The organism is Marinobacter sp. UBA3604 (assembly GCF_002375325.1).
In the GTDB taxonomy this organism is placed as follows: Bacteria; Pseudomonadota; Gammaproteobacteria; order Pseudomonadales; family Oleiphilaceae; genus Marinobacter; species Marinobacter salarius.
This window is the reverse complement of the sequence record NZ_DFMB01000023.1, coordinates 13,571-30,642: the sequence shown is the minus strand read 5'-3', so window position 1 is coordinate 30,642 and position 17,072 is coordinate 13,571. Positions and strand designations below refer to the sequence as shown.

Genomic DNA, 17,072 nt, shown 5'->3' with positions numbered 1-17,072 from the left:
GATGTATCAAAAAGGGGAGCCGAGGCTCCCCTTTTTGATGGTAATACGCTGAACGCAGCTATTACTTTTCGAGGTACTGCAGCTTGTCCGGCTTGCCGTCCCACTCTTCGGCTTCTGGCAGCGGGTCTTTCTTTTCGGTGATGTTGGGCCACTTGCCAGCCAGGTCGGCGTTGAGCTCCACAAACTGGACCTGATCCGCCGGCAGCTCGTCTTCCGAGAAAATGGCCTCAGCAGGGCACTCTGGCTCACACAGGGCACAATCGATGCACTCGTCCGGATCGATTACCAGAAAGTTCGGGCCTTCGTAGAAGCAGTCAACCGGGCATACTTCCACGCAGTCCGTGTATTTGCACTTGATGCAGTTATCAGTAACGACAAACGTCATAGTCAGTTTCCTGGTCCAGTAGTCAATCTCATCAGTGTAATAATAATTGCGCGATATTGTATTGAGCGGCCTGCCCTGTCGCAAGCGCTGAGGCGCACTATCGTTATTACACAGATCAATTCTGCCGCTGAGTTCCGCTATTTCCCCAGCAGTTCTTTCAATTCGTACAGTCGGTTAAGGGCATCCCGCGGAGTCAGTCCGTCCACGTCCAGGTCGGCCAGGCATTCTTCCACTTTGCTGGGCTCCAGGCTGGCGAACATGTCTGCCTGCATAACCGGCTCGCTAACGCGGGCGGTGCGTGGCTGTTTTTCAGGTTCAGCCGGCGCCACGGCGGTATGATCGGCTGCCGGCCTGGCTGGTGCCGCACCGCCTTCAAGGTGGGACAACTGCTCCTTGGCATTGCGAATCACGTCCTGGGGCACGCCAGCCAGCTTCGCCACCTGCAAACCATAGCTCTGGCTCGCCGGGCCGTCATGAACGTTGTGCAGGAACACGATGGTGTCGTCGTGCTCGGTGGCAGTCAGGTGAACGTTAACGGCGTGCTCAAGATCGTCGGCCAGTTGCGTGAGCTCGAAATAGTGAGTGGCAAACAGGGTGTAGCAGCGAATGTGTTTGGCCAGGTGTTCCGCTGTCGCCCACGCCAGGGACAGGCCGTCGAAGGTGCTGGTGCCGCGCCCAACCTCGTCCATCAGCACCAGGCTGTATTCCGTGGCGTTGTGGAGGATGTTGGCGGTCTCAGTCATTTCCACCATAAAGGTTGAGCGGCCGCCGGCGATGTCGTCTGACGACCCCATGCGGGTGAAAATACGATCCAGTGGCCCGATGACCACACGGTTGGCGGGCACATAGCTGCCGGTGTAAGCCAGCAGGGCAATCAGTGCTGCCTGCCGCATGTAGGTGGACTTACCGCCCATGTTGGGGCCGGTGATCACCAGCATGCGCCGTTGCTGGTCCATCAGCAGATCATTGGGCACGTAGGGATCGCTCAGCAGCTGTTCCACCACCGGGTGGCGGCCTTCCTCGATATCGAAGCCGGGCGTGTCACTGAATTCCGGGGCATTGAAGCGCAGGCTGGTGGCTCGCTCGGCAAAGTTGCTGAGCACATCCAGCTCCGCCAGGGCCTGGGCAGCGTCCTGCAGCGGCGCCAGTTCTGCGGCGACGGTTTCCAGCACCTCGTCGTACAGGGCTTTCTCCCGTGCCAGCGAGCGGCTCTTGGCGCTCAGGGCCTTGTCTTCGAATTCTTTCAGTTCCGGGGTGATAAAGCGTTCTGCGTTTTTCAGGGTCTGGCGGCGGATGTAATCCACTGGCGCCTGCCCGGACTGGGCGCGGGTGATCTCAATGTAGTAGCCGTGCACCCGGTTGTAACCCACTTTCAACGTGCTGATCCCGGTGCGCTCGCGTTCGCGAGTCTCAACGTCCAGCAGGAACTGGCCTGCGTTCTCGCTGATATTGCGCAGTTCGTCCAGTTCTTCGTCAAAACCTTCGCGGATAACACCGCCATCCCGGATAACCACCGGCGGGTTGTCGATGATGGCTCGTTCCAGCAGGTCCGATAGTTCGGGGTACTCGCTGATCGTTGTGGCGAGTCTGACGACGTGGTGGGAATTGACCGGTGTCAGTGCCTTCTGTAAATCCGGCAGGCTTAGAAAAGCATCCCGCAGCCGTGCCAGATCCCTTGGGCGCGCTGAACGCAGCGCCACGCGGGCCAAGATCCGCTCGATATCACCGATGCTTTTCAACAGGTCATGAACCGGCTCATAGTGAAAGCCGTCCAGAAGTGCTGAAACCGCCTGCTGGCGTTGTTCCACCACGGTAATGTCCCGTAAGGGCCGGTTAAGCCATCGTCTTAGCTGGCGCCCACCCATGGCGGTCGCCGTCCGGTCCATCACCCAGGCCAGGGTGTGCTGGGTGCCGCCCATGAGGTTAGTGTCGATTTCCAGGTTACGGCGGCTGGTGGCATCCAGAATCACCGCTTCCTCGCGCCGTTCACGGCTGAGTTTGCGAATGTGGGGCAGGGCGGTGCGCTGGGTTTCTTTGGCGTACTGCAGCAGGCATCCGGCGGCACAGATGGCCAGCGTGAGGTCTTCGCAGCCAAAACCGGTCAGGTCGCGGACCTGCAGTTGCTGGGTAATCACGCGGCGGGCGGTGTCGGACTCAAACAGCCATGGGCCCTGGCGACGGATACCGGTATAGCCGTCCAGTACGTCCTGATAAGGGAAGTCCTCGCTGATCAGGATTTCCGCTGGGCGCAGGCGCTGGAGCTCCCCCTGCAGGCCCTCGAGATCGTCCAGTTCAGACACGGTAAACCGTCCGCTGGAGATGTCGAGTGAGGCAAAACCAAACTGCTCCCGGTGGCTGTAGATGGCGACCAGGAGGTTATCCCGGCGGTCCTCAAGGAACGCATCGTCGCTCAGCGTGCCCGGCGTCACAATGCGAACCACCTTGCGCTCTACCGGCCCCTTGCTGGTCGCCGGGTCGCCAATCTGTTCGCAAATGGCGATGGATTGACCAGCACGAACCAGACGTGCAATGTAGCCTTCAGCGGAATGGTAAGGAATGCCCGCCATGGGAATCGGGCTGCCCCCCGACTGCCCCCGGGCTGTCAGGGTGATATCCATCAGCTCGGCGGCTTTCTTGGCATCCTCGTAGAACAGCTCGTAAAAGTCCCCCATGCGGTAGAACACCAGTTCATTGGGGTGTTCACCCTTGATCTTGAGGTATTGCCTCATCATCGGGGTGTGGTGGGACAGATCGGTCTGGGCTGCTGACATGAACGGTTCCGGATCCATTGGCTTTATGTGAAGGCAGGGATTGTAAGAAAATAACCGCCATGATGAAACGAAGGAGATCATTATGCCACTGACTGACGAGGCATTGGCGGAAGCCGGCACGCAATTGGCTGACGTATTAATGCAACGCGAGCTTACGATAGCCACTGCCGAAAGTTGCACTGGCGGCTGGGTTGCCAAGGTGCTGACCGACCGCGCGGGCTCTTCTTCCTACGTTCTGGCGGGACTGGTGACCTACAGCAACGATGCAAAAAGGGGCTTGCTGGGTGTGACTGAACCGTCGCTGGGGGAGCACGGCGCAGTTAGCGAACCGGTGGTACGGGAAATGGTTGCTGGTGCCCTGGCGGCCACGGGTGCGGATGTGGCTGTTGCGATCAGTGGCGTGGCGGGCCCTGGTGGCGGCAGTGACGACAAGCCGGTAGGCACGGTGTGGTTTGCCTGGGGGCGCTCTCCGGCTGACACCGAAGCGGTGGTTGAGCAGTTCCAGGGCGACCGTGATCAGGTTCGGCGCCAGGCGGTTCTTTATGTGTTACAGGGAGTTAGGGGCTTTCTGGAAAAGGCCTGAAACGGAGGGGTTGGTCTTACCCTCGTGTTGTGTTTTAATACTGTTCAAATATACAGGAGTCCGGTTTTTTCCGGGTTCCGCAGTCCATGATTTTGGCCGCCGGGCTCCCGTCCCGATAACGGCATTGGCGACAGAGGGTTTGCAACGATGGAAGACAACCGCAAGAAAGCACTGGGTGCAGCACTGAGCCAGATCGAACGCCAGTTCGGCAAGGGCGCCGTCATGAAGATGGGCGACCAGCCCAGGGAAGCGATCCCTGCGGTATCCACCGGTTCCCTGGGCCTGGATGTGGCGCTGGGAATAGGCGGTCTGCCTTATGGTCGTATCTGTGAGATCTACGGCCCGGAAAGCTCTGGTAAAACCACGCTGACCCTGCAGGTGATTGCCGAGGCCCAGAAGGCCGGAAAAACCTGTGCGTTTGTGGATGCGGAGCATGCCCTGGACCCGGTCTATGCCGAAAAACTGGGCGTGAACGTGGATGAACTCCTGGTATCCCAGCCGGACACCGGTGAGCAGGCGCTGGAAATCTCTGACATGCTGGTACGCTCCAACGCTGTTGACGTCATCATCGTGGACTCCGTGGCAGCGCTGACGCCCAAGGCCGAAATTGAAGGTGAGATGGGGGACAGCCATGTTGGTCTCCAGGCCCGCCTGATGTCCCAGGCGCTGCGTAAGCTGACGGGTAACGTCAAGCATGCCAACTGCCTGCTGATCTTTATCAACCAGATCCGCATGAAAATTGGTGTGATGTTCGGCAGCCCCGAAACCACCACCGGCGGCAACGCCCTGAAATTCTACTCATCCGTTCGCCTGGACATTCGCCGCATCGGTGCTGTTAAAGACGGCGATGAAGTGGTGGGCAACGAAACCCGAGTGAAAGTGGTCAAGAACAAGGTATCTCCGCCGTTCAAGCAGGCCGAGTTCCAGATCATGTACGGCAAGGGCATCTACCACATGGCCGAAGTGCTCGATATGGGTGTGAAGGAAGGCTTCGTGGACAAGTCCGGCGCCTGGTACGCCTACAAGGGCGACAAGATCGGCCAGGGCAAGGCCAATGCCTGCAAGTTTTTGGAAGAGAACCTTGAGATCGCCAATGAGATCGAAGCGGCGGTGCGTGACAAGCTGATGCCCAAGCCGGCCAAGAAAGAAGAAGCGGCAAAGGAAGAGGCAACAGCAGACGCGAACGGTGAGCTTCTCTAAGCTCTGTTATTAGTTCCTGCGTTATCGGGGAGATAGTATGGATGCGAAGAAAAAACTACTGGTTGTCGCCCATGCACCCTCCCCGAATACCCTTAAACTAAGGCAAGCCGTAGAGCAGGGCGCAAAACACGAAGACATCGAAAATGTCGAGGTCACGGTGCTCCCTCCGCTGGAAGCAGGCCCGGAAGATGTTCTGGCCTGCGATGCCATCATCCTCGGTACCACTGAAAACCTTGGTTACATGAGTGGTGCGTTAAAGGATTTTTTTGACCGCAGTTACTACCCCTGCCTTGAGAAAACCCAGGGTTTGCCCTTCACCTTCTACATCCGCGCCGGTCTCGACGGTACCGGCACCCATCGCGCTATCGATTCCATCACCACGGGCCTGCGTTGGCGGCTGGTGCAGGAGCCATTGCTCTGTCATGGCGACTATCGGGACGAATTCGAGGATCAGTGCCGGGAACTGGGGCTCTACATGGCCGCCAGCCTGGATGCCGGGCTGTTCTAGGAAGGCTTAGCTGGCGTAGCGGTTGTACAGGCCTTCAATGCGGGAAAGGGCATTGTCCACGGTTCGTGAATACCCCTTTTTGTCGAAACAGTAGCTGAACTGGATGCTTACCCGGTAACCGGTCTGATAGGGCTGGCAACTGATCACCCGGGCGGCGACACGGGATTCGCGGATGTACTTGCCATGAAAGTCCATATAGAGACGGGCGCCAGACTCTACTGGCCTTGGGCAAAGCACCGCCATGCCATAGCGATTCAGGTCCAGGCAGGTGACAGCGGTTGAATTCTTCCCTCGACCAAAGAAGCCACGCTCCTGCAGTTGTACCTTCAGGCACATGGCAGGGTAGCGGTCCTTGATTCTGCGGTCTGCGGAATCACTCATCATACGTAGGCATCCGTTGCGTATCTTGTGATTATTATTGGCCCGTTCTTCCACCGGGACGTTGAAGTCTAGTGCCCACGATGGTGACTGAAAAATGACCAAGCGAAGAACTGTGACCGGGTTATCAAAATGGGGCTGCAGTGTGCCGACAGCAAAATCATGCCCCTAATGACATGGCATTCAGGCCTGGGTGCTGACCAGTCGCCCCCTGCGGTCTTCGGTGGGAGCGGCCCTGCCGGTTTTCGGGTTCAGTAATCGCGGGCTGCGCCTGGACCGCTTCTTGCGGCGGTCTGGCCCTTCAAAGGCCACCTGCGCCCGGCGCCGATCCGGTTGTACACGTCGGTCGCCTTGTGGTTTTTCCGGCGACGGTGACGCCTGTTGCGGCTGCGGTGCGGTAAAGGGTTTGCGTTTTCGCAGTGACTCCAGCACCGTCAACGGTTGTGACTGATTTCGATAAATATCCATTGAATGAGTGTCCCGCCCTGAGGTTGAGGCCTCTGTTATTATGCCCGATTGATCAATTTATCGACAAGTTGGGCTAAATCTTTAGCGAGAGCGCGACAGGGCCGGCCCCAGATTCTACAATGAGCGGCCAACACCAAAATGCTTTCATACCGTTACAGGACCGAACCTTGAAGTCACTGTCCCTGAACCAGCTCTACAAAGCCTGTGTTTTAAAAGATCTACCGTTCAAGACCACGCGACAGCTCGAGCCCCTGGCGGAAATTGTTGGCCAGAATCGGGCCCAGGCAGCGGTGCGTTTTGCGCTTGCCATGCCCCATGGCGGTTACAACGTCTACGCCGTGGGCCGTAACGGCTTAGGCAAGCGCACGATGATGCTCCGTTATCTGGAGCATCACGTGGACACTGAGAATCAGAGCCACGACTGGTGTTATGTCGCCAACTTCGAGGAACCGCGAATTCCCCGTGTTCTTCAGTTGCCCGCCGGTAAGGGCACCGAGCTCAAACAGGATATGGAAAAGTTGATGGGGCGTCTGATGAAGATGATCCCCCAGACGTTCGACAGCGACAGTTTCCTTGAGCGTGCAGAGCAGCTGAAAAACGGGTATGGCAAGAAGCAGGAAGATGAACTGGAGAAGGTGGCGGCCCAGGCCAAGCGAAAGAAGGTCAGCCTGAATATTACGACACCCGGCGGCTATCGGCTGGTGGCGATGAATGGCGAGGAACCCCATACCGCTGAATCCTTCCAGGCATTGACAGAAGCTCAGCGGGACAAATTCGAGAACGACATCAACAAGCTCGAGAAGAAGCTGCGTCAGGCCCTGCGCAAACTGGCGGATTGGGAGCAGGAATACGCCGAAAGCCAGCAGGCACTCAACGAGGAAACACTGGAAAGCATCTCCGGACACCAGATCGACGAGTTGATCGAGAAATACAGGGATATGCCGGAGGTGGTTTCGTATTTCGAGGAAGTGCGTAAGGATCTGTCCGAGAGCCTGGAAATTTTTCTGGAAGACAATGAAGAGCAGGCGGCCATCGCCTATGCGTCGCTGGATAAAAAAATGCCCCGGCGCTATCTGGTCAATGTGCTGGTTCACCAGAAAACCGACGAAGTGCCGGTTGTGGTCGAGGACAATCCCACCTACCACAACCTGTTTGGCTACGTGGAAAGCGTTACCTTCAAGGGTTCGGTGTTTACCGACTTCTCGCTCATACGCCCTGGCAGTATTCACCGTGCCAACGGGGGGTATCTGCTGATGGATGCGATCAAGGTGCTTGAGCAGCCATTTGTCTGGGACGGGTTGAAGCGTGCCTTGCGATCCAAGTCCATCCAGATCAACTCGCTGGAACGGGAGCTGACCCTGTCGGGCACGATTTCATTGGAACCCGAAGCTATTCCGCTGGACGTAAAGATCGTACTGTTTGGCGATCGGGAAACCTGGATGCTGTTGCAGGAATACGACCCCGAGTTCGCTGAGCTGTTTCGGGTCACCGCAGACTTTGAAAACGAGATGATGCGTACGGACGAGAGCCAGCTCCTGTACGCCAAGTTCATCGCCAGCCTGGTGAACGAAAAGAAGCTGCTGCATTGCAGCAACAAAGCCGTGGCACGTGTGATTGAGCACAGTTCGCGCATGGCAGAACATCAGGATCGGCTGTCGCTGCACGCAGCGGATATCGCCAATCTGCTGAGGGAGTCTGATTACTGGGCGAGACAGGCGGGGGCAAAGCTGATCCAGAACTCCCATGTGGATCAGGCATTGGAGAGCGCCCAATATCGCAGCAGCCGTATCCGTGATCAGTTTTACGACTCCATCCGCGATGGCACCACGCTGGTGTCCACAACGGGCACCTGTGTTGGGCAGGTGAACGCGTTGTCAGTGCTCTCTACCGGCGGATTCGAGTTTGGTTTGTCCAACCGTATCACCGCTACCTGCTATTATGGAGATGGCGGTGTGATGGATATCGAACGGGACGTCAAGCTGGGAGGTAATATTCACTCGAAAGGGGTGATGATCCTCAGTTCCTGGCTGTCTGCCCATTTTGCCGTTACGGATCCCATGCATCTGTCGGCCAGCCTGACCTTCGAACAGAACTACGGCGAAGTGGACGGTGACAGTGCTTCGCTGGCGGAACTGTGCGCCCTGGTGTCTGCGTTATCCGGCCTGCCTGTCAGGCAGGACCTGGCGATTACCGGGTCGGTGAACCAGTTCGGAGAGGTTCAGCCCATTGGTGGCGTGAACGAGAAGGTTGAAGGCTTTTTCAGCACTTGCAGGCTGACCGGGGAACTCACTGGCACCCAGGGGGTGATCGTACCCTCCACCAACGTCCAGAACCTGATGCTTGAGCAGGAGGTTGTCCAGGCTGTTCGCAATGGACAGTTTGCCGTGCATGCGGTCAGCCGTGCCGAGGAAGCGATTACGCTGTTGCTCGGTAAACCGGCAGGCAAGGCTGATGACAAAGGCAGGTACCCTAAGCAGAGCGTTTTTGGCATTATCCAGCAACGTCTGGAAAAAATGCGCGAGCATGAGCGTCAGGAGCATGCCCGGGACGACCACAAAGATCCGTCGATTCACTGAGAGCCATCAGCCGGTTTCACAAGTGTGATCGGCGGTCATTGAAAGGAGAGACAAGGCACATGACTGATACCCAGCAAACGGTCTACGTAGTTGAGGACGATGAGGCGGTTCGTGATTCTCTTGAACTGCTGCTGAAATCCGATGGCAAGCCGGTCAAGACTTATGACAATGCCAACGCATTCCTCAAGGATTACTCCGAAAAAATGGCCGGCTGTATCGTACTGGATATCCGCATGCCGGGCATGGATGGTATGGAACTCCAGAAGAAACTGAATGAAAAGCACTCCATCCTGCCAATTATCTTCGTCACCGGGCACGGTGATGTCCCCATGGCCGTGGATGCCATGAAAGAGGGCGCGGTCGATTTCATTCAGAAACCCTATCGTGAAGAGGCCCTGCTCCAGAAAATCGAAGCCGCCCTGGAACAGGACAAGGAGCAGCGCAAAACTCTCGGTGAGAAGCAGGAAATCCTGCGCCGCGTAAAAAGCCTGACGCCCCGGGAACATGAAATCATGGATCGGATGATTGCCGGGCAGGCGAACAAGGTCATTGCCATCGAACTGGAGATCAGCCAGCGTACCGTGGAAATTCATCGCTCACGGGTGATGCATAAGATGGGCACGCATTCACTGGCACACCTGGTCCGTATGGTTCTGTCCGTAAAGGACCTTATCGACGCGCGCTGATTTGGCCGGCATCATGCATTCATCATCGTAACCGGCCGTACTTCTATGACAGATGCTGTCCTTGAGACAACAGACGTAACGGTTCTGCTCGTTGACGACAACCCGCAGAACCTCAAGGTTCTCTATGAGACCCTGAAAGACAAGGGTTATCGCCTGCTCATTGCCAACGATGGTGAAAAGGCGCTGGACCTTGCTCATCGCCATCAGCCGGAAGTGATCCTTCTCGACATCATGATGCCGGAACTTGACGGCTATCAGGTGTGTGAACGCCTCAAGGCAGACCCGGTTACGTCAGACAGCGCCGTGGTGTTTCTCTCCGCTCTGGATGATCTGCAGGCGAAAGTCCGGGGATTCTCCCTGGGAGGCGCTGACTACATCTCCAAGCCGTTCCAGGCCCAGGAGGTGATTGCCCGGGTGAAAACCCATGCCAGGGTCATCCGCCTTGAACGGGCGCTTCAGGCCCGTAATCGCCAGCTTGAAAACGATCAGGCACGCATACTCAACTCCATCAGCGAAGGTATTTACGGTCTCGACGCCAGGGGTACCATCGTGTTCGCCAATCCGGCGGCGGCGCTGATCATGCGCAAGCCTGTTGAAGAGTTGATTGGTGAGGGTTTTTTCGATCTCCATTTCCGCACCGCCGGCCACGGATGTGAGTCACTCCCTATTTATGCCACCTGTACCAAGGGTGTTCCGGAGAACCAGCGCGATATCGAGATGTTACGCGCAGATGGTTCACCGTTTCCGGTGGAGTATCGTGCGACACCGAAACTGGATGGTGATGAACTGCATGGCGCGGTGGTTGTCTTCCGTGACATCACTGCTGAGCTTGAAAGTGAGCGGGCACTGGACGACGCCCGGCACATGGTTCAGGAGCAGCGTGAGCAGTTGGCCCACTTCTCCCGCCTGACCACCATGGGGGAGATGGCGGCCGGTGTGGCACATGAGGTTAACCAGCCACTGACGGCCATCACCAACTATGCCCGCGTTGCCAAGCGCGTGTTGGCCAAGGAAGCGCCGGACCACGAGTTGCTTGAGGAAACGCTGGAGAAGATCGAAGCCCAGTCACACCGCGCCAGTGAGGTGATCCGACGCATCCGGCGGTTTATGAAGAAGCCGGCTGCCGGAAAGGATGTGTTGTCGATTGCGGCGCTGTTGGAAGATACCCGCCAGTTCGCAGAAGTGGATATCCGCAACAACGAGGGCGGCGTCGAGATTTCGGTGGCCAATGACGTGCCGGATGTCCTGGCGGACCCGATTCAGGTGCAGCAGGTTGCGTTGAACCTGATTCGTAATGCCTTGGAGTCCACTCGCAGCGCCCAATCGGAAAAGCCTGTGGAGGTAACCGTGGCGATGTCAGGCACGGGCTGTGTCCGTGTGGCGGTCACCGATCATGGCGTTGGCCTGCAGGACGATGCGGAAGAAAAGCTGTTCCTGCCGTTTTATACCACCAAGGAAGAAGGCATGGGGATTGGCTTGCCCATGTGTCGATCCCTGATCCAGGCCCAGGGCGGTGATATCGGGTTTGAGCGGCCCGAGCACGGTGGTGCGTGTTTCTTCTTTACCCTGCCGGTCGCCGGTGCTGTGGGTTCGCCCTGTGCGTCCACTGACGGCTCCGGAGAGCCGACAGAGTAACCTCTCTCCCCACTTAACTTTCCCAATGTATCTGGCCGCTCAGGTGGGGGGCGTTTCCGGACGCGTTCAGTAGCTGATAGTCCCAGCCGTCTTGCCCCGCCTGCCAGTTGAGTTGTGCGGTTCCGGGAAGGAACAGTGGCTTCTTGAACTGGCAGGAGACGGATATCGCGTCCGGGCGCCAGCCGCTTTGCTGTTCCAGTAATGCCAGCACTCGGGCCTTGCTCCACATGCCGTGGGCAATCGCCCGGGGGAAACCGAAGGCCTTTGCGGTCAGCGCGTGAAGGTGTATCGGGTTTCTGTCACCGGATACCCCCGCGTATTGCCGGCCAATGGATTCCGCGGCACTGAAGTCGGTGGTCTCAGGGTAGTGGGGCAGTTCGGGAGGTTTATCGCCCGAGGCCTTTTTGCTTTTATCCGGCTGTCGGAACAGGTTGGTGCTCGTCTCTTCCCACACCAGCCTCCCTGCGGACCAGGCTTCGGTGACCAGATCGAACTCCAGGCCCCTCGACGTATTGTTCTGACCGTCCAGCCGTGCGGTAATGTCCAGCGTTTCCCCGGTGCCGATGGCTCGGTGCTGCGTGATGTTGTTGCGAAGGTGAACGAGACCAAGCAGGGGCAGTGGGAAGTCTTTCTCGGTCAGCAGTTTCAGATGCAACGGAAACGCCAGGATGTGGGGCCAGGTGATGGGCACGTTAGCCTGTGTATCGAAGCCACATACCCTCCGGTAGCGTTTCAGGTTATCGTTGGCCGTACTGACACCGATTAATCGGGTGGACAGGCCGGGGATCCTGAGTTCGTCGCCGGATGGCCTGGTTTTCGGGAGTAGGGCCTTGCTGTAAAGCGACCATAGGCCGGGCGGGTGACGGTGGTAGATTGAAGTATCTGTCATATTGCTATCTCTCCTGGTACACCTGTGCGTCTGTGGCCTGATATGCTCTAATATAAGACTAAGGTCTCAGAGTCTGGCAAACCCGGCCAGTATGAGCATTGACCTGGCTTGCCAGCAAGGTTGTCCGGCCGGCCAAGCCGATTAATAAACAACTATAAAGCGGGATTTTATGCAGGAACTTCGCGATGCGGGTGTGATGTTGCGCCTGATTTATCAGGCCATGAAACGCAAAGGGATTGATACAGATGCCATTTTTGCCCGGCTGGGAGTGGATGAAGACTATGTCTACACCGAGCAGCTAAGAACACCTCACAGTGCCCAGTTGTATTTCTGGCAGGTGGTTGAGGATGTGTCGGGTGACTCCGACGCCGGCCTCCACCTGGGTCAGTTGTTACCGGCCTACAAGGGGCAGGTACTGGAATATCTGTTTCTGAGTAGCCCGACGTTTGGCGAGGGCCTGCGGCGGGCTCAGAACTATCAGCGCCTGTTGAGCGATGCTGCCAATACCGACTTCTTCATCGAGGGCGACGAGGCTTGCATGGTTCTGGATGCCGCTTCCAGCGAAGTCAGCCGTCTGCGGCACTTCAACGAATGCTTCGTGCAGGGTCTGATTACCTTTTTCAAATCGATCACCGATGACCGCTTCTACCCGTCGCGCATCGAGTTTGAGCATCAGCGTGAGCATGGCCAGGAGCATGTGATCGACGTGCTTGGCTGCGATGTCATATTTGGCGCCGAGGAAAACCGGCTGTATTTCCCTGCCACCCTGCTGTCCCACGCTTCACCCCATGCGGAACCGGAGTTGCTGGACCTTCATGAGCGGTTTGCCAGTGAGCAGGTGGCCCGTCTTGAGAAGAAAGACATCGTCGGACAGGTCGAGCGGATTGTTGCGGAACTGCTGGACAGCGGCGAGGTTACTCTGGATGCCGTGGCCGAGCGTCTTGGCATTAAGCCCCGAACCCTGCGTACCCGCCTGACTGAAGCAGAAACCAGCTTCAACCAGGTGCTGGCGGATTTCCGTTATCGCCTGGCGCGGCAGTTGCTGGCAACCACCGACGAATCCATTGACGAAATCGTTTATCTCACCGGCTTCTCGGAACCCAGTACTTTCTACCGGGCGTTCAAGCGTTGGTCGAGCATGACGCCCATCGAATACCGAAAGACCGCACAGGGAAAGGATGCCATGGTTGATGCCATGTAAGAGCCTCCCGGAAACCGAACTTTTTTCATGAAAAACGTTGACATGCAGGGCGGCCTCTTTATAATGCGCCCTCGTTGTCACCGAGCAGTCACACCCTTGATTGCGCCCGAGGTGGCGGCTCACGCGGAGCGGTAGTTCAGCTGGTTAGAATACCGGCCTGTCACGCCGGGGGTCGCGGGTTCGAGTCCCGTCCGCTCCGCCATTTTCCTTTCGTTTATTACCTCTTTGCATTGTCATTCCTGGTTCATCTCTGCGTAATATTTCGCATGTTATCGTTTTCCTGTTTGAAACATGGAGACGAATAATGTCCGATTATGAAGAAGAGCTGATGGACTGTCAGTTTGAAGACTACGATGACGACGATGCTCTGGACGACGCTACTGAACTGTAGGGACGGATTCAGAGTTTATAGAATGCCCTTGGCAGCCTGCTCCGCCAGGTACCGTTTTCGATGTTCCCCCGGGCTGGTGTTGAACCAGCGACGCCACGCCTTATGAAATGCTGCCGGATTGGCAAAGCCCAATAGCCACGCAATTTCTGACAGCGATACCCGTGTTTCCCGTATGTACTCGACAGCCAGCTCCTTGCGGGTGTCGTCCACCAGTTCCCGAAATCCGGTGTTCTCCTCTGCCAATTGCCTTTGAAGTGTCCAGGGCGCGACGCCGAGCTTATGGGCGACGGTCATCAGGGTCGGAGTGCCGCCCTGTAGCAGGGGTGGGAGCTGGTCTTTCACCCGGTCAGCCGTGCTCCACCCGGCGCGGATACGTGACAGTTCCAGCGCGCACTGCCCTGACAGTGACTCGAACATGGCGGCCTGCGCCTGTAGCGAAGCGGCTTCCGCTATTCCCGGGGCCAGTCTGAGGCTGTTGCCTTCGGCACCGAACTTCACCGGGCACCCGAACCACTGTTCAAACACATCGTCGTAACCCTGGGAAGGGTACTCAATGCAGACCCGCTCAACGACCCGGTCGTGGCCGGTAATGAGCCTCAGGAATTGGGCCCAGGCTGCAAGGACCGAATCCACCACGAAGTAATTAAACACATTGTAGGGTTTGATGGAGTAAAAATGCGCTTCACGGCCCTTGCCGGCTGTCCAGGGAACACCCCTGCTGTTGCGGCTGTTGAGTAGGGAATAATGAATCAGCGTGCTGATGGCTTCGCCAGCTGTGGCGGCAGATTGGGCGGCAAGCCCTGCGATACCCGCGTCCACGGGGCGAGACAGCTGGCCCATCGTCAGGCCGAGCGCGGGGTTGCCGGTGAGGGCGATAGCCGCCTGACCCATTCTCATGAACCGGGGGATGCTGATCCGGGCCGCAGGCGCTCCCAGTGCCTGTTCGTCCAGCCCAAACCGGCTCAGCAGGTCTGTGGGGTCCCGGCCTTCGGCCCGAAGTGCGCGGGCCATGACGGCGACGTACAGCACGCTGATATCGCCGAGGGGGTTTTTGTGTCTGGTGCTCGTTTTCATGATGCAGGTATTGTCCGACAAGTCGTTACAGGATATCAAACTGTTGTTTCGGGATATTGTTTGGGAAGGGCCGGATGGCTAATTTAGAGCCCATATCACGGCATTGCCGATCCAATAACAGGAGAGAGATCATGACCGAATCGACACCGGGCGTTAAACGTTACCCCAATTTGCTGGAGCCGTTGGATCTCGGGTTCACGCGTCTTCGCAATCGTACACTGATGGGGTCCATGCATACTGGCCTGGAAGAGGCGAAGAATGGTTTTGATCGGCTTGCCGCTTTCTACGCCGAACGTGCCCGTGGCGGTGCGGGTTTGATTGTGACTGGTGGTATTTCCCCGAATGTGGAAGGTGCGGTGTTCCAGCACGCGGCCAAGATGAACACCCAGGAAGAAGCGGACAAGCATCAGGTGATCACCCGCGCGGTGCATGAGGCCGACGGCAAGATTTGTATGCAGATTCTCCATGCCGGTCGCTACGCTTATCATCCGGAGCTGGTGGCCCCGTCCGCGATTCAGGCGCCCATCAACCCGATGAAGCCTAGAGAGCTGGACGAAGCGGGTATCGAAAAGCAGATTGAGGATTACGTCAACTGCGCGGCGCTCGCGCGGGAAGCCGGGTACGACGGCGTGGAGATCATGGGTTCGGAAGGTTACTTCATCAACCAGTTCATCGTGGCCCATACAAACCATCGTACTGATCAGTGGGGTGGCAGCTACGAGAACCGCATTCGACTGCCGATCGAGATTGTTCGCCGGGTTCGCGAGCGCGTGGGCAGCGATTTCATCCTTATTTACCGTTTGTCGATGCTGGATCTTATCGAAGATGGCAGTACCTGGGATGAAGTGGTGCAATTGGCGAAAGAAATCGAGAAAGCCGGCGCAACCATTATCAACACCGGCATCGGCTGGCATGAAGCCCGTGTACCGACCATTGCTACCTCTGTGCCTCGAGGCGCGTTTACCAAGGTAACGGCGCGCCTGAAAGACGAGGTCAGCATTCCCCTGGTGACCACCAACCGCATCAACATGCCGGATGTTGCCGAGAAGATCCTCGCGGAAGGCGATGCTGATATGGTGTCCATGGCCCGTCCGTTCCTGGCGGATGCGGACCTTGTTCTGAAGGCTGCCGAAGACCGCGCGGATGAAATCAACACCTGCATCGGTTGCAACCAGGCCTGCCTGGATCATACCTTCAGCGGCAAGCTGACCTCTTGTCTGGTCAACCCCCGTGCCTGTCACGAAACTGAGCTGACCTACGTCAAAACCGCCGAGCCCAAAACGATCGCGGTGGTTGGGGCCGGCCCCGCAGGCCTGGCGTTTGCGACGGTAGCGGCGGAGCGTGGTCATAATGTAACGCTGTTTGACGCCGGTAGCGAAGTGGGTGGTCAGTTCAACGTGGCCAAGCGGATACCGGGCAAGGAGGAGTTCTACGAAACCCTGCGTTATTTCCGGGTCATGCTGGACAAACACGGGGTGGACGTACGCCTGAATACCCGTGTGGATATCGATGCCCTCAAGGCTGGTGGATACGACCATGTGGTGCTGGCCAGCGGCGTCAGCCCGCGCACGCCGGAGATTGAGGGAGTGGATCACCCCAGTGTCATTGGTTACCTGGATGCGCTGTTGGGTCGCAAGCCCGTAGGGCAGAAAGTGGCGGTGATTGGTGCCGGTGGCATCGGTTTCGACGTCTCGGAATTCATCGTCCACAAGGGCACCTCGGCGGCACTGGACCCCGAGCACTTCATGCGTGAATGGGGAGTGGACCTGAGCGTTGGTCATCGTGGCGGTATTCAGGGCATGGAGCCGGAGGTGCCGGAGCCGGCCCGCGAGGTGTACCTGTTGCAGCGCAAGGCATCGAAAGTCGGTAAAAACCTGGGCAAGACCACAGGCTGGATTCACCGCACTTCACTGAAGAATCGCCAGGTGCAGATGGTTCCGGGCGTGAGCTACCGCAAGATTGATGATGACGGGCTGCACATAACGGTGACCCCGAAAGGTGCCGAGCAGGGAGAGGATAGGGTATTGCCGGTGGATACCATTGTTGTGTGTGCCGGCCAGGAGCCTTTGCGTGAGTTACAGAGTGGGCTTGAAGCCGCTGGAATGAAGGTGCACTTGATCGGTGGCGCCGACGTGGCCGCGGAACTGGATGCCAAGCGCGCGATCAATCAGGGCAGCCGCCTGGCAGCGGAGCTCTGAGTGCCACGGGCGTGCGGGCCCTGATCACAAAACGTTGCAGTTTTGCTCTACCTTCAGAGGTTTGACCCGCTAGACTATTATCCGTAAGTCTGTCAGTTTGAAGCCGGCCCCGCGCACTGTGCAGGGCCG

The 17,072-nt window shown here is 57.6% G+C and carries 14 protein-coding genes and 1 tRNA gene; 9 read left to right on the top strand and 6 right to left on the bottom strand.

Features of this window, described 5'->3' with window-relative positions; genetic code table 11:
* Positions 1-61 precede the first annotated feature (61 nt).
* Together fdxA and mutS are read right to left on the bottom strand one after the other, a co-directional pair.
* Positions 62-385 carry a ferredoxin FdxA gene (gene fdxA, locus B2590_RS06740; protein ID WP_007151871.1) on the bottom strand — a complete coding sequence of 108 codons (324 nt, stop codon included), beginning with the start codon at positions 383-385 and terminating at the stop codon, positions 62-64.
* Between the two features lie 137 nt (positions 386-522).
* Positions 523-3,156, bottom strand: a complete 2,634-nt coding sequence (mutS, locus tag B2590_RS06735) for a DNA mismatch repair protein MutS (protein WP_091644149.1) — start codon at positions 3,154-3,156, stop codon at positions 523-525.
* 82 nt (positions 3,157-3,238) lie between these two features.
* Here mutS and B2590_RS06730 point away from each other — a divergent pair, with 82 nt between their 5' ends.
* The 3 genes from B2590_RS06730 (at position 3,239) to B2590_RS06720 (ending at position 5,447) form a co-directional block, all read left to right on the top strand.
* A complete protein-coding gene (locus B2590_RS06730) occupies positions 3,239-3,739 on the top strand; it encodes a CinA family protein (protein WP_036204565.1) in 501 nt (166 codons plus the stop codon).
* A gap of 147 nt (positions 3,740-3,886) precedes the next feature.
* The gene (gene recA / locus B2590_RS06725; RefSeq protein WP_036204567.1) at positions 3,887-4,939 is read left to right on the top strand and encodes a recombinase RecA; all 1,053 of its coding nucleotides are present in this window, start codon (positions 3,887-3,889) and stop codon (positions 4,937-4,939) included.
* A 37-nt stretch (positions 4,940-4,976) separates the two neighbouring features.
* Positions 4,977-5,447, top strand: coding sequence for a flavodoxin family protein (locus B2590_RS06720; protein WP_041334718.1), 471 nt, complete (start codon positions 4,977-4,979; stop codon positions 5,445-5,447).
* A 6-nt stretch (positions 5,448-5,453) separates the two neighbouring features.
* Here the strand turns inward: B2590_RS06720 and B2590_RS06715 are convergent, their stop codons facing one another.
* Both B2590_RS06715 and B2590_RS06710 read right to left on the bottom strand, forming a co-directional pair.
* Positions 5,454-5,828 (bottom strand): PilZ domain-containing protein, encoded by a 375-nt coding sequence (locus tag B2590_RS06715; RefSeq protein WP_227664956.1) that lies wholly within the window; start codon positions 5,826-5,828, stop codon positions 5,454-5,456.
* Positions 5,829-6,008: 180 nt separating this feature from the next.
* On the bottom strand, positions 6,009-6,293 hold the full coding sequence (locus tag B2590_RS06710; protein ID WP_286811656.1) for a hypothetical protein: 285 nt from the start codon (positions 6,291-6,293) through the stop codon (positions 6,009-6,011).
* Positions 6,294-6,460: 167 nt separating this feature from the next.
* Here B2590_RS06710 and B2590_RS06705 point away from each other — a divergent pair, with 167 nt between their 5' ends.
* From B2590_RS06705 to B2590_RS06695, 3 genes are read left to right on the top strand one after another with little or no spacing between them, the layout of a single operon-like run.
* Positions 6,461-8,869 carry a Lon protease family protein gene (locus B2590_RS06705; protein WP_228210815.1) on the top strand — a complete coding sequence of 803 codons (2,409 nt, stop codon included), beginning with the start codon at positions 6,461-6,463 and terminating at the stop codon, positions 8,867-8,869.
* A 59-nt stretch (positions 8,870-8,928) separates the two neighbouring features.
* On the top strand, positions 8,929-9,555 hold the full coding sequence (fixJ, locus tag B2590_RS06700) for a response regulator FixJ (RefSeq protein WP_007151863.1): 627 nt from the start codon (positions 8,929-8,931) through the stop codon (positions 9,553-9,555).
* Positions 9,556-9,600: 45 nt separating this feature from the next.
* Entirely contained in the window at positions 9,601-11,190 is a 1,590-nt protein-coding gene (locus B2590_RS06695; RefSeq protein WP_286811785.1) for a response regulator, read from the top strand.
* A 13-nt stretch (positions 11,191-11,203) separates the two neighbouring features.
* Here B2590_RS06695 and B2590_RS06690 read toward each other — a convergent pair whose 3' ends face one another.
* A complete protein-coding gene (locus B2590_RS06690; RefSeq protein ID WP_286811784.1) occupies positions 11,204-12,079 on the bottom strand; it encodes a MaoC family dehydratase in 876 nt (291 codons plus the stop codon).
* Between the two features lie 169 nt (positions 12,080-12,248).
* On the opposite strand from B2590_RS06690, the gene B2590_RS06685 reads away from it, so the two are divergent.
* Together B2590_RS06685 and B2590_RS06680 are read left to right on the top strand one after the other, a co-directional pair.
* The gene (locus B2590_RS06685; RefSeq protein WP_199448698.1) at positions 12,249-13,280 is read left to right on the top strand and encodes an AraC family transcriptional regulator; all 1,032 of its coding nucleotides are present in this window, start codon (positions 12,249-12,251) and stop codon (positions 13,278-13,280) included.
* A gap of 125 nt (positions 13,281-13,405) precedes the next feature.
* Positions 13,406-13,482: transfer RNA gene (locus B2590_RS06680), tRNA-Asp, on the top strand.
* A gap of 204 nt (positions 13,483-13,686) precedes the next feature.
* Here B2590_RS06680 and B2590_RS06675 read toward each other — a convergent pair.
* On the bottom strand, positions 13,687-14,745 hold the full coding sequence (locus B2590_RS06675; RefSeq protein WP_286811783.1) for an AraC family transcriptional regulator: 1,059 nt from the start codon (positions 14,743-14,745) through the stop codon (positions 13,687-13,689).
* Between the two features lie 131 nt (positions 14,746-14,876).
* Between B2590_RS06675 and B2590_RS06670 the strand changes: the two genes are divergently transcribed.
* Positions 14,877-16,943, top strand: a complete 2,067-nt coding sequence (locus B2590_RS06670) for an FAD-dependent oxidoreductase (protein ID WP_286811782.1) — start codon at positions 14,877-14,879, stop codon at positions 16,941-16,943.
* The last annotated feature ends 129 nt before the right edge of the window (positions 16,944-17,072 follow it).

Excerpts from the sequence above, each read along its gene's own strand:
- B2590_RS06730 (WP_036204565.1), top strand. The coding sequence starts at position 3,239 with ATGCCACTGACTGACGAGGCATTGGCGGAAGCCGGCACGCAATTGGCT.
- mutS (WP_091644149.1), bottom strand. The coding sequence starts at position 3,156 with ATGTCAGCAGCCCAGACCGATCTGTCCCACCACACCCCGATGATGAGG.
- fixJ (WP_007151863.1), top strand. The coding sequence starts at position 8,929 with ATGACTGATACCCAGCAAACGGTCTACGTAGTTGAGGACGATGAGGCG.
- B2590_RS06670 (WP_286811782.1), top strand. The coding sequence starts at position 14,877 with ATGACCGAATCGACACCGGGCGTTAAACGTTACCCCAATTTGCTGGAG.
- B2590_RS06685 (WP_199448698.1), top strand. The coding sequence starts at position 12,249 with ATGCAGGAACTTCGCGATGCGGGTGTGATGTTGCGCCTGATTTATCAG.
- B2590_RS06715 (WP_227664956.1), bottom strand. The coding sequence starts at position 5,828 with ATGAGTGATTCCGCAGACCGCAGAATCAAGGACCGCTACCCTGCCATG.
- recA (WP_036204567.1), top strand. The coding sequence starts at position 3,887 with ATGGAAGACAACCGCAAGAAAGCACTGGGTGCAGCACTGAGCCAGATC.
- fdxA (WP_007151871.1), bottom strand. The coding sequence starts at position 385 with ATGACGTTTGTCGTTACTGATAACTGCATCAAGTGCAAATACACGGAC.
- B2590_RS06720 (WP_041334718.1), top strand. The coding sequence starts at position 4,977 with ATGGATGCGAAGAAAAAACTACTGGTTGTCGCCCATGCACCCTCCCCG.
- B2590_RS06675 (WP_286811783.1), bottom strand. The coding sequence starts at position 14,745 with ATGAAAACGAGCACCAGACACAAAAACCCCCTCGGCGATATCAGCGTG.
- B2590_RS06690 (WP_286811784.1), bottom strand. The coding sequence starts at position 12,079 with ATGACAGATACTTCAATCTACCACCGTCACCCGCCCGGCCTATGGTCG.
- B2590_RS06695 (WP_286811785.1), top strand. The coding sequence starts at position 9,601 with ATGACAGATGCTGTCCTTGAGACAACAGACGTAACGGTTCTGCTCGTT.
- B2590_RS06710 (WP_286811656.1), bottom strand. The coding sequence starts at position 6,293 with ATGGATATTTATCGAAATCAGTCACAACCGTTGACGGTGCTGGAGTCA.